The organism is Bacillus sp. FJAT-49736 (assembly GCF_018343615.1).
In the GTDB taxonomy this organism is placed as follows: Bacteria; Bacillota; Bacilli; order Bacillales; family Bacillaceae_C; genus Margalitia.
Map to the genome: position 1 here is coordinate 443669 of NZ_JAGYPI010000002.1, position 12288 is coordinate 455956.

Consider the following 12288-nt stretch of genomic DNA (forward strand, 5'->3'; position numbering starts at 1 on the left):
TTAAAAAATGTCCTTCATCTACCGGATGAAAGACAAAATTTCGACTTTTCCCTTGAAAATGTCCTTCATCTACCGAATGAAAGACAAAATTTTGGTTTTTCCTTAAAAAATGTCCTTCATCTACCGAATGAAAGACAAAATTTCGGCTTTAGCCTTGAAAAATGTCCTTCATCTACCGGATGAAAGACAAAATTTCGGCTTTTCCTTAAAAAATGTCCTTCATCTACCGGATGAAAGACAAAATTTCGGCTTTTCCTTAAAAAATGTCCTTCATCTACCGGATGAAAGACAAAATTTCGACTTTTCCCTTGAAAATGTCCTTCATCTACCGAATGAAAGACAAAATTTTGGTTTTTCCCTTGAAAATGTCCTTCATCTACCGGATGAAAGACAAAATTTCGACTTTTCCCTTGAAAATGTCCTTCATCTACCGAATGAAAGACAAAATTTCGGCTTTTCCCTTGAAAATGTCCTTCATCTACCGAATGAAAGACAAAATTTCGGCTTTTCCTTAAAAAATGTCCTTCATCTACCGGATGAAAGACAAAATTTCGACTTTTCCCTTGAAAATGTCCTTCATCTACCGGATGAAAGACAAAATTTCGGCTTTACCCCCAGAAAATGTCCTTCATCTACCGAATGAAAGACAAAATTTCGGCTTTACCCTCGGAAAATGTCCTTCAACAACCGGATGCAAAAACAAAATTCCAACTAATCCCTCTAGTCTTAATTGCTAGAGGGATTAGTTGAACTATCTACAAATATGCTAAAAAATTCGGTAACTCGAATCCGTCACGCTTTCAAAACCTTCTATCAGCTTGATCCAATAGTGGGGAAGTTTCTTGCTGCTATAGTATTTTCATTGGAGGTTATATTGAGTGACATACTTTTTATATAAGGTTCCTCTTGTGGACACACGTTCCTTGATTTGTGAAAAAAGCAGCGATTTCACGACTTTAGAGGAATGACGTACCGCTATTGGGCAAAAATCAACCCCAATTTACCTGTTAATAGGTGAATAGCGGATTCCCTGTCCTCAAATAGCTCAAAATTGCTGTTTTCATGAAAATAAGGGATCCTGTGACCTTAATCTAAGAAAGACTATTTACATTTTGCATATCCGAATTTACCCCATATCAAGAATATTCATTTTATAATATCACACCAGCAAAGTTCCCTCTTAACACTTGTTTCTCATTCTGATTTGTACATGAGAAAGATGCCATAATAGCGATTCTATTATTATCTTGCTTTTCAAAATGTTCAATGGTTACTTCACAAATTATTGTATCTCCCGTCACGGTTGTTCGATAAAGGAATAAAAATACTGAGAGTAAGTCAGTTTTAATTGTGTAGCGACTAAATATCCAGACCATTATTTAAGCTGGTTCCAATTATTAGACACTATCAAACATATAAAAGATAACTTTACTATAACCAAAATCGTTCGAACGAGCAGGTTTCAATAATCGGAAGGAAAAAGGTATATAGAAAGGGAACTATTATATATACCAGAATAGAATAATGGAGAGAAGCCTATGAGTAAATCATTTATTGAACAAGTACATTATATTAGAATTCCTGTAAAAGATTTAGAACTGTCTGCACAATGGTATAGAGATGTGTTAGGGCTCCAGTTATTAAACATTACTGAGGAACTTGCGATTTTAAAAGTAAATGAAGGACCTTTCTTACTGATCTTAATCCCTACCAGAGATGAAACATTTGCACATTTTACAATTGATAATGAACAAGAATTTAGCATTGGCTTTACAAGTCGAGAATTATCTGAATTTCACCAACACTTAATTGATAATCAAGTTAAGGTCGAGGATATAAAAGAGGATAATGGTCATGCCTTTTTCCACTTTTATGACCCAAATGGTAATAAACTTCAAGTACACTGGTAAGATTATAGTAAAAAAATTTGGTGCTTTAACGGATTAAGAACGGGAACGTCGAAATCAGACGTTCCCATTTTTTCCTAAAAAACAACAATACTATTTAACAAAGCCAAATAAAAAGATTGAAACCGTCCCCCTCGTTTAAAAATGTGATTATCGTAAAAATAATACTTTGTCTCATTGCCATGCTTTTACGATAAAACTGTTCCAAGCAATATTCACTATTTAATAAAAAGAAAAAGTGGATGAGTTTTTTTATGATCAAATGGATGGTCCATTCGTTGTGTTCTTCCTTTAATATATGATTGGAAGATGAATTATCATATTCACATAATCATGTTGTATAAAGGAGGACAATGATATGACACTGAGTAAGCTGCAACGATAGTCTGCGATTAACACCATATAAATTAGCCAATCCTCTTTCGGAAGGTAGCGGCTTATCTAATGGAAACGTACCATCTGCAATACCATTTTCAATATGCTCCGCTATTTGTTTATACACTGGTTTTTTCAAGTTTCTATCTGGCTTCCATTCCATCATGAACAGTCCCTTTCAAGAATATTACTAAACTAGAGTTAAAAAAATAGGAGTTTCTATGCTCCCATTTTTGTAACGGATATCCCATGTATAACTACTTATGGATTATGTCCTTTTTGGTACATATACATGTAAAGCATTTCATATAAAACCTTTTCATAATAGAATAATATCGTAATGTTATTTTTCATATAAAAGTGGTTGGAAACATTGTTCAGTAATTGGATGGTTTCTTTACCAGTAAATTATTCTATTATAGTAAAGGAAGAGATTCGTTCTATTATTTTATTAAATTATAAAACCACTTATCGATGAATTCTTATCATCCAGATTTATTATTCTTTGTGAAATATATCACAACACAAGCACCGATTGATTTTCCATTTTAAATAAAACAACGGAGATGAAGGAATATGACTTGGATTTTTATACTTTCGTTAGTCCTTGCAGGGAGTGTTAAAATAATTTTGACCTGCCCTCCCACAAGTGCTGTAGAATGGCTTTTAAGTAAATTCGAATTACATTCGAAACTTCAGGAAGCAAGTACCATCATAACGTTGGACGGCAAACGCTTAGAAGGGGAAGATAAACAGGAATTTATTCATTCTTTTAATGAGGCTACGTTTCTAGAGCGGTATTATGTACACCCAGGAAACGAGAAGTTAATCCTGCAGCCGGATAACGGCGGTACTCCCTTAGTAATTGATACTAAAAGAGGTAAAATCAATGTAAAGCTATTTGTATACCGCTATGAGGATCATGTGGATGTGGTTAAACAGTATAGGAAAAAAATGCTTGCCTATAGTGTGCGCTCTGATAGTCTTCAAAGGACTTTTCCGGCAATGGTATAACTTTTCAAAAAAAGGCGGCCATAAAAGGCCGCCTTTCTCTATAACATTCCACACCATCTGCTAGTAAAGAATTACTATTCCTCCGGCGATAACACATCTACGTCTTGTATTTTTCCTTTGGAATCGACTCTAAAGCGCACATTGCTGTTTCGTGGGTCCAGCCCATATTCAATCGACTTGGGACTTGAATTCATGGTATTTACTGTTATACAGTACAAGCCTTCTTGTAATACCCGATTTTTCTTAAAATCATTTAATATACTTTCCGCCCGAGGAATCCTTTTACTATGTTTATAGGTATTGTAATAAAAGTTGAAGTTCACGACTCCTCTGAACCGTTTCTCTTCCTTTTTTTCACTGTTTTTTAAAGTAGGTAGTAATGTAATAGTATCTATTAATGGAGTCTGCTTAAATTCATCCATCAACTTTTCTTCCTGCTGTTCATCTATCCTTATGTTAAGAAAGTAATAAAAGTTTCCTTTTGCTACGTCATATTCGGTAGGTGACTTTTTCATTAAACTATTTTTAGCTATTACTTGATTTAATGCCGAAATTACTTCGGGATGCTGCTTAATATAAGCTCCTTTAAATAATTCCATATATACATCATCACTGTTAGCATTATCTATTTTATATGAATCTCGTAATATCGTAATAAAAGCTGTTGTATGATATGGTTCCTTTATTTCAATAGCCGTTTGGTGGTCAATTCCTTCTAACCAATTGTTATCCCAAGTTAAAAACCGAAATTCCTTTTGCTTTATTTGATAATGTTCGGAAAGGTATCTACTTAGAGGCACTTTAAGATCTTTTTCTGTAACACAACCACTTAGTAAAATCAGAATGAATGGTATCAGAAACAATCGTTTTTTATTTTTAAGATATTTCATAGGGCTCCTACTTTCATCAACTTACTCTCTTGTCTTACTTATTCTACAAATGAAAGTGTCACTCCTTCTTCCACCTGTGCCTCCAAAAGATAACTGCCATACCGAAAAAAAGAGAATCGTCCCTTTGTTCTTCATGATACAATTATCCTATAATCTATTTTTATCTTAATTTACAAAAATATAGGAGGTACTATGAAAAGAGCAATTAAAATTTTGATCCTTTTGTTTTTAGGTCTTTCCATTACTGTTTCATATAACCAGTATTCATTTGCCAGTTCTGTAAACACTAAAAAAAGTCGTGTAACTTATACTTTCAAGGATGCAAACGGAAAGAAATTTAAGTTATATATCATTGGATCCAATGAAGTTAAGGCAAAAGGAAGTTTTTCAGCAAAAGATACATGGGCAATGCCCTGGGCGGGAGTTAATGAAGGGGACACACTCTACAAAGGCAATTATCGTATATATATCCAAAAATATGGATCGAAATCTATTTCATATACTGGTGTAGAAAAGAAAAATTATGTATATAATTCTACTCGAAAAATGATATATTGGATTCCAAGCAAATCTAAAGGTCAACCGGATCTTTTATTCATAGCGGAAACATGGTCATCCAATAGTGAAGCAGCGGATGTATATTATATTCAAAGTGGGAAACTAAAGAAAGTAAAAGGTGGCTTAGATTATACTGTAAGACCACAAATTACGGGCAAAAACCAACTCCAAATTGCTTCCTATAATAATGCAGAAGAAAATAAACCATGGACAATGATGGTATATAATTTTCCACCTAATCAAACTTCATTCAAAAGAAAATCAATCAAATCCTATACATTTGAGTCAGGAAAGTCCATGATTAAACATTGGCGAAAAGATTGGAAGTAATAAATAGAGCATGCTTAATATAGAGGGGAATACGTTGATAGTTTCGATGCTCAATGCATTGAAGATGGCTGATCAGTGCCAAAACAATGAGTAGATTACTCCTAAATATAAGAAAAAGCACTCTGCATTCAGAGTGCTTTTTCTATGACAGCTATAAAAATTCTAGAAGAACATGGGGACGGTTCTAGCGTTTTTTTAAGAAACACCAGAACAGTCCCTATGATTTTTACAGAATTATACTTATACCCCTTTGAATACAATGCATAACAAAATATTATATTGTGTAAAATAATTGATCCAATCGAAACTAATTCTTATATTTTCAGTTGATTTCCTATTTTAGTTGTCTCTAATGCTTAGGTAAGGAAATAAATCCCCATTTTTTGTTTTTATCTTGTACTGCCGCAAATCCCTCAAAAACATATTTCGTATTTTCATAGTATGGTGTTACAATTTTTCCTTTATTGTTAACAAATGTTTGACCTTTTTTGGTAGATACTTGGCCATAGCCTTCATTGAATGGTAAGACCGTGCTTGTCTTATATATTACCTTCCCCTTTTTATCGATATACCCTCGTGAGCTAATGTCACCATTTTTATAAATAGTATAAACAGCTAGTCCATTCCTATAATCACTAATATCATTAATGCTTTTATTTACAAATAATGTTTTTCCACTTTTATTGATCACTTGCCAGTTATAATTCTTCATTACCGTCGCAACGCCGTCACTGAAGCCAAGATTATCTGAGATTCCTTCCCCTAGAGAAGCGCCAATATCATCAAACTGTGGTTTAATTACTTCCTTACCGGACTTATTCACGAATCCAATTTTTCCATTACTAGTCCATACACATCCCAAACCATCACTAAATGTAGCTGCACTACTATACATTTTAGATATTACTTTTCCTGATTTATTTATATATCCTTCTTTTCCCTTTAACCTTATAACTGATATGCCTTCCCTGAACGAGGTAAGATTCTCATAAATAGGTTTAATAACCACTTTTCCTGATTTATTAATTGCCCCCCACTTACCTTTGATTTCTACAGCTGCTAGACCTTGTGAGAATCCTTTCTCTTTATAGCCACTATCAAATATATCACCAATATCTTGGTATTGCGGCTTGATGACCTCTTTTCCAGCCTTATTAATAAAACCCCATTTTCCATTTTTATTAACGGCCGCTAAACCCTCCCAGAAACTCATCACTTCTGTATAGTTCGTACTGATAACGACTTTTCCTTTTGTATTAATGTATTTCCATTTATCATCCTTGGTACGAGACAGCCCTTCATGAAATTTAAAAGTATAGAGATCATCATTTTTATACTTAGGCTCCACTATGGTAACCCCGCTTTTATCAATGACACCCCATAAGTTTCCCGTCTTCACCCAAACTAGCCCTTCGCTAAAATCCTGTACGTCATTATATTTAGGTTCAATTGCATAATTGGGCAATGAAGATATGGACTGAATCCCTTTGAAATTTCCTCCCCAGCCCAACACTTCCCCATTGTATATAGCGAGTGAATAACCACTGCCAGCAGAAATGGTAGAAATATTTTTTAATCCTTTTGCCATAACCGGTTTCATACTATCCTTGTTAGTCCCGTCTCCTAGTGAACCATTCGTATTATATCCCCATGACCAAATAGTTCCATCCTTTTTTAATGCCATTGAATGATAGTCAAGCACCGAAACTGAAATAATATTTGAAAGTCCTGATATCTGCGCTAAGCCATTTTTAAACTGGTCTGCAATACTAGTATAATAGTTTCTATCCCTTTTCCATTCCCAAACAGTTCCATCATTTTTTAATACTAATGAACTTTGGTTTCCTGCAGTAACATCTTTAACATTTTCAATCCCGGTAATCTTTTGAGGTTTATATGTTCTCAATCCCCATACCCAAATTGAGCTATCCTTTTCCAGTGCTATAGAGTGAAAACTACCAGCTGAAATGCTTTTTATATTACTAAGTTCTGGTATTTGAATTGGTACATTACTTTTTTCTATACTACTATCTCCAATAGTACCTCCTAAATTCGCACCCCAAGCCCATACACTACCATCTTTCTTCAATGCAAGGGAATAATAGGAATTTGCAGAAATGGAAACAACATCCGCGAGCTTTTTTACTTTAACCGGTTTACTTTTATTGATGTAAGTACCATCACCCAGTTGTCCATAATCATTTCCTCCCCACGCCCATACAGTCCCATCCTTCGTTAGGGCTAACGAATGTTTTTCCCCTCCAGAAATGGCAATAATATTCTTTAAACCTAATACTTGAACAGGTGTAGATTTATCTACATTATTAGATGTACCTAATTGACCGTCCTCATTACTACCCCACGCCCAAACTGTACCATCCTTTTTTAATGTCAAAGAATGATAGTTTCCAGCATATATAGCTTTTATATCACTACTTCCGCCATTCTTCAGAGCAAATACCTTTTCATTTGAAAAAATAAAAGTTATCGGTAATAAAATAATGGTAAGAATAATAAAGAAAATCTTTTTCATCTTTTTAAGTTCACCGTCCCCCACGTTCTGTTAAGTAAATTTTTTACTTTTGTCAATCGGTCTTACTATTCCATAACACTTTAACTTGTCCAAACGATGAAAAATATCCATTTTAGTTTCAAAATGGACATCCTTTGAAACCAGAATTGAATGATATATGGTTTTACAGTATCCCCAATATTTTGGATGATTCGGTACCCACTTAGTCTTCATAAGAAAAGTTAAAACCTCTTCCGACTCTGATTGGGAGGCATCTTTTCTCTTTAATATACCTGCCCAAGATTTTAATCCCGTTGCAAATTTTATTTGTTGAAATATACACCAACCTAAAATGATGAAAAATACTAGAAAAATAACCCCCATGATTCTCCCTCACACCTAATATATTTTTGCTATAAAACAAGGATTAATTCCAGCTTTGTAGAAAGGTCTCCTTCAACAAAGCTTTCTTACTGGTCTTTTGTCCAATTCTGAAGAGTAATAGTCTACTTGAACTTTGTAAACAGTAAAAATCGTTCACCTTCCATATAAGCCGTTTCCATATTTGGTAATACTGTGTTAGCTACAGCTACACCGCCATCTTTTGTTTCGATAATTCTACTTACAGTAAAGCTGTAGTATGGTTTAAAATCTACAATGGCCTTGTCCACTAATTTCTTTCCGGAGATTGTTGCTTTAATAAAGTTTGCTTGATATAAAGACGCCCCTTTTCCACCAGAAATTAGAATGCTTCCATCCTTCGCAAGTGCTGCATCATAAATATTAACGTTAATTTGACTGCTTATTACGGCGCTTTTCGGCTTCAAATCCTTACTCAATAGGACGAAACGATTTCTTCTATTTTCATCATAGTCCTTACGAATTTCGGTTACTAGAACATATTCCCCATTACTTCTTTGAGCAATAAATTTTCCGCTCTCCATTTCTGTTTTGGAAAGGCTAAATGTTGGACTTTTAATCGTTTGCTTCCCATTTTTGTCTACTTTATAAAGCACGATGTTGCTTTTCATTGCTCCTGTTAATAAGAAGCTGCCATCTTTTGCTTCGGTGACGGATTCGATCGTTTGATACTCCTTGAAGGAATATTTCGTATCCCATTTGGTTTGATAATTAGCATTTAATTTAATATATTCCAACGCCTGATCATCTGTTAGGACTACTAGGTAGCCCCCGTCCTTTGCCTTGATTACTTTTTCTAAATCATAGTTAAAAGAGAATTTCGGTGGTGCATATTTCTTCACTGTATAGCTGCCATTAGAATGAACAAGTGTAATATAGATCTTGGAATCCTTCATCTCCCATAATTCCACGTCTCCCTTGCCCTTCTTAAATCCAAAGCTATATCCAGAGCTTGATTTTACGTCTTTACTCCATAAGAGCTTCCCATTTTTATCAAATTTAGAGTACCATCCAGTAAATCTAGGATCGGTATCTAATAATTTTGTTCCCGCCATAAAATAGGATTGATCATCCATTTGAAGAATCACATCTGTGTTATAGAAATTGCCCTTACCAAATGTTTTTTCAAATTGTTCTTTGTATGTCGTTTTCACACTTGCTGCTTGTCCCATAACGGATGAAGTTAGAAAACAAAATAAGACTACCAATAACCCGATTATTTTTTTCATCATTTATTCCCCCTATGTAATACTCATTTTAATGCCAATTGTGTTCTGTAAATTCTCGATTCATATTATCCATTACTTGATCTAATGCATCATAACTTCTTTTGCCATTTCCACCGCGATATCTATATGATTTTGCCCATTTCCCGCTATGTCCAAATAAGGCATCTAAGATGGATACAGTTATTCCAGTTAAAACTAGCCCTGTTATAATGTTGTATGGCAAAATATCATAGGCGCCCCCTACCATTCCCGCTATAAATAAAACAGCAAATATCCAGCCTTTTGTATATCTTTTTTTATAAAACTGCCCAATTCCTGGACTTAGTACGGATAGACATACGATCCAAATTTGCTGAGGAGACTTGACCTTCACCTTGCGAAAAAACAAATAGGCAAGCACCGTGTAAAGGATAATGATTAAAATGTTTATTACTGTTGAAAGTAGGTTTTGTTCCATTGACTTTTCCAAAAAACGGAGAATAAAAGCTCCCCCCATACCAATTCCCTCCTTTATATAAAAATTATTTGGCGGTTGGAATCAATTTGAATTTAATCTGTTTATTATTCTCCCGTTCAATAAAAGAGGTTTCAATGTATTGAACATCTTTTATTGCCCCATCGACCGTTACACTAGCATCTCTGATATCCTTAGGATTGAGCAAATCCCCATCCTCCATATAGCCATATGTATACTTTACTTTTCCATTTTTATATAAAATCTTAAAGCGCTCCATTTGCCGATTTTGTTGATAAATCATTTGTTCATATCTATCTTTCATATATTTAGGAGGTTTCTTTGACTTCCAAGCATTTTCGGGAAAACTAATATGAAGATTGGTGTTATTCTTCACAACAAATTTCACATTGTATGATTGATGTTCCTTTGTAATCTTCATATTGGAAACAGAAATAGCGTTCGATGGAATAATTACCTTTTTAATGGTATATGCATTTTCTTTTATCCCCTTCCCAAGATGCGAGAAAATAAGAAAACAAATAATAATAGCAACTAACACTAGTAGATTAGATGATCTATGTTTCCTTTTTGTATGCTTTTTCACACCCTTATGTGCATTCTCATTAAAATAACGGAAGAAGGTATCAATGTCATGTTCGGAACAAATCATCTTACATGACCTTGCCGTAGTCCTTGGACCTCTGTCCAAAGTGATGAAAACACATTGTTTATTTTCCTTTTCTTGAAGCATCATATATTCGGCAATAATTTTATCATCAGGAAATTCCTTGCCTACTGATAGTCCTTTTGATTTTATATAGGTATGGTCAGGATGGTAGAGAGATTTATTAACGGAATACTTATCAATGATGGATAAGGCATCCCTGCATCTTTTCGCTCTTATCTTGTGCTCCTCGGATGATTCGTCATTTGACTTTTTATTTTTATCTAATTCTTGAAAGGATTGATTACAAACAGTAACACTTTCTCCCTGTTTTCTTAATTCCATGATCACGTCAGGGGCATTCATGAATACATTCGTATCCGGTGCAAAAACAAATCCTTTTCCTAAATAAGGCTTTAAAAATCCCCATAAATACTTAGAGCTTTTGTCCATAAACCTATCCCCTAGCATTCTAATAATATTGTAGATATTTATAAAAACCATTCTGAATAATTATTTTTATAGTGAGTGCGACTTTATTGTAATACATGATTACAGTAACAAATTGATTACAAAGTGTCAATCCCTTAAAAACAAGCTATGAATGGTTGATATGACAGGGGCTATTAATATAAAATAATACAAGTAATCAACTGATGACAAATAGGAACAGTATTTTAGGAGGTGAGAGAATGACAGAGGAATTTTTAGAAAAAAACCTGAAAGACAAGACACTGGGAGAGGTATTATTCTATCTCCGTTCGGAACACTTAAAGCTTTCTTTACGAAAAGCTTCTGAATTAATTGGAATATCCCATAACTACCTATCTATTCTGGAAAAAGGATTCGACCCTAGAAATAACCGTCCCGTCCAGGTTACTCCGGAGATACTGAAAAAAATTTCTGCTGCGTATGAATATCCGATCGAAGAGTTATTATTCTTAGCGGGGTTTAATAGTACGATAGAGGAAGATAAAAGTGTAATCAACATAAAGGAATTACTCCTAAGCTCAAAAGTACTCATATTAGGGGATAAGGTGTTATCACCTGAAGATAAAAGAAAGCTGCTAATCATTGCAGAAACGCTTATGAGTTAAAAAGTGAACAGCATCGAGGTTGAAACTGTTCACTTTCTGTAGCGTTTGGAAAGAAAGCTTGCAATATATTCAATGATGAAGATCACTTCTTGCTCATCTAAATAATCCCTTACATCTTTTAGCGGAACATCAAATACTTCAAAATCGAGTGGCATTTTTTCACCTTTAAAGCAGCTGACTTGATCCATTTCTATATAACCTTTAACAAAGAATTCATCTATTACATTTTCACTATCATATCGAAAGGATGGCCAAAATTCCTCCGGTATATAGAAAATTAAATCAAAGCTATTGGATTGCTTAGTATTGGTAAGTAACCAGTTAAATAATTCATCCTCTTCACGCTCTGACTTTATTCCTACTTTCGCGATAAATTTATCACTATTTGCAGCAATATATTTTAAGACTTTTTGAAAACTAAGCGGGAGAAGTGCTTTTAAGGGCTCCTCCACATAATTAACAGCATACACTTCATACGTTCCGGTACTACTATCTGCGAATATTTCATTATGTTTATACATTACTTTCCGCAGCTTTTGACTATAATCACTATTGGACACAAATACCCCTCTTTTATAGTAATTTCAACTAGTAATCTTAATATATATATATTTTACCAAATAATTCATTCATTTGAAGTTATTTTTAGGAATAAATGCCTAGAAGTAACCAGGGTGACGGTTCTGTACGTATTCTATAAAGACCAGAACCGTCCCTATATTTTTCAAACTGCATCGAATTTTTGGGGAACTGCATCACTTTGATATGGAACTGCATGAATTCCAGCTGGAACTGCATCACTTTATACGTGAATTGCACTTGGAGTAAACTTGGT

Annotated in this window: 13 protein-coding genes and 2 pseudogenes; 6 read left to right on the forward strand and 9 right to left on the reverse strand. The window is 34.2% G+C overall.

The window, feature by feature from the left end:
* Nucleotides 1-109: 109 nt before the first annotated feature.
* Nucleotides 110-643 carry a hypothetical protein gene (locus tag KHA87_RS13560; RefSeq protein ID WP_213094693.1) on the forward strand — a complete coding sequence of 178 codons (534 nt, stop codon included), beginning with the start codon at nucleotides 110-112 and terminating at the stop codon, nucleotides 641-643.
* 508 nt (nucleotides 644-1151) lie between these two features.
* Here the strand turns inward: KHA87_RS13560 and KHA87_RS22195 are convergent.
* A pseudogene (locus KHA87_RS22195) lies at nucleotides 1152-1325 on the reverse strand (enoyl-CoA hydratase); the annotation flags it as partial.
* Nucleotides 1326-1343: 18 nt separating this feature from the next.
* Here KHA87_RS22195 and KHA87_RS22645 point away from each other — a divergent pair.
* A pseudogene (locus KHA87_RS22645) lies at nucleotides 1344-1448 on the forward strand (IS1595 family transposase); the annotation flags it as partial.
* Between the two features lie 90 nt (nucleotides 1449-1538).
* The gene (locus tag KHA87_RS13565; protein ID WP_213094694.1) at nucleotides 1539-1910 is read left to right on the forward strand and encodes a VOC family protein; all 372 of its coding nucleotides are present in this window, start codon (nucleotides 1539-1541) and stop codon (nucleotides 1908-1910) included.
* A gap of 328 nt (nucleotides 1911-2238) precedes the next feature.
* Here KHA87_RS13565 and KHA87_RS22200 read toward each other — a convergent pair whose 3' ends face one another.
* A complete protein-coding gene (locus KHA87_RS22200) occupies nucleotides 2239-2448 on the reverse strand; it encodes a GntR family transcriptional regulator (RefSeq protein ID WP_481748360.1) in 210 nt (69 codons plus the stop codon).
* Nucleotides 2449-2858: 410 nt separating this feature from the next.
* On the opposite strand from KHA87_RS22200, the gene KHA87_RS13575 reads away from it, so the two are divergent.
* Nucleotides 2859-3296, forward strand: a complete 438-nt coding sequence (locus KHA87_RS13575) for a YfmQ family protein (protein ID WP_213094695.1) — start codon at nucleotides 2859-2861, stop codon at nucleotides 3294-3296.
* Nucleotides 3297-3370: 74 nt separating this feature from the next.
* Here the strand turns inward: KHA87_RS13575 and KHA87_RS13580 are convergent, their stop codons facing one another.
* Nucleotides 3371-4186: a hypothetical protein gene (locus KHA87_RS13580; RefSeq protein WP_213094696.1), complete on the reverse strand. Its 816-nt coding sequence runs from the start codon at nucleotides 4184-4186 to the stop codon at nucleotides 3371-3373.
* Nucleotides 4187-4378: 192 nt separating this feature from the next.
* Between KHA87_RS13580 and KHA87_RS13585 the strand changes: the two genes are divergently transcribed.
* Nucleotides 4379-5074: a hypothetical protein gene (locus KHA87_RS13585; RefSeq protein ID WP_213094697.1), complete on the forward strand. Its 696-nt coding sequence runs from the start codon at nucleotides 4379-4381 to the stop codon at nucleotides 5072-5074.
* Nucleotides 5075-5423: 349 nt separating this feature from the next.
* Here KHA87_RS13585 and KHA87_RS13590 read toward each other — a convergent pair whose 3' ends face one another.
* From KHA87_RS13590 to KHA87_RS13610, 5 genes are all read right to left on the reverse strand, one after another.
* Nucleotides 5424-7607, reverse strand: a complete 2184-nt coding sequence (locus KHA87_RS13590) for a WG repeat-containing protein (RefSeq protein WP_213094698.1) — start codon at nucleotides 7605-7607, stop codon at nucleotides 5424-5426.
* Nucleotides 7608-7637: 30 nt separating this feature from the next.
* A complete protein-coding gene (locus KHA87_RS13595; protein ID WP_213094699.1) occupies nucleotides 7638-7970 on the reverse strand; it encodes a hypothetical protein in 333 nt (110 codons plus the stop codon).
* A 122-nt stretch (nucleotides 7971-8092) separates the two neighbouring features.
* Complete coding sequence (locus tag KHA87_RS13600; protein WP_213094700.1) at nucleotides 8093-9238, reverse strand: hypothetical protein; 1146 nt, start codon at nucleotides 9236-9238, stop codon at nucleotides 8093-8095.
* Nucleotides 9239-9263: 25 nt separating this feature from the next.
* Nucleotides 9264-9731 carry a hypothetical protein gene (locus KHA87_RS13605; RefSeq protein WP_213094701.1) on the reverse strand — a complete coding sequence of 156 codons (468 nt, stop codon included), beginning with the start codon at nucleotides 9729-9731 and terminating at the stop codon, nucleotides 9264-9266.
* 25 nt (nucleotides 9732-9756) lie between these two features.
* A complete protein-coding gene (locus tag KHA87_RS13610) occupies nucleotides 9757-10809 on the reverse strand; it encodes a PIN domain-containing protein (protein ID WP_213094702.1) in 1053 nt (350 codons plus the stop codon).
* Nucleotides 10810-11048: 239 nt separating this feature from the next.
* Between KHA87_RS13610 and KHA87_RS13615 the strand changes: the two genes are divergently transcribed.
* Complete coding sequence (locus KHA87_RS13615; RefSeq protein WP_213094703.1) at nucleotides 11049-11453, forward strand: helix-turn-helix domain-containing protein; 405 nt, start codon at nucleotides 11049-11051, stop codon at nucleotides 11451-11453.
* A gap of 29 nt (nucleotides 11454-11482) precedes the next feature.
* On the opposite strand, the gene KHA87_RS13620 is transcribed toward KHA87_RS13615, so the two are convergent.
* Nucleotides 11483-12013 carry a hypothetical protein gene (locus tag KHA87_RS13620; protein WP_213094704.1) on the reverse strand — a complete coding sequence of 177 codons (531 nt, stop codon included), beginning with the start codon at nucleotides 12011-12013 and terminating at the stop codon, nucleotides 11483-11485.
* Nucleotides 12014-12288 lie beyond the last annotated feature (275 nt).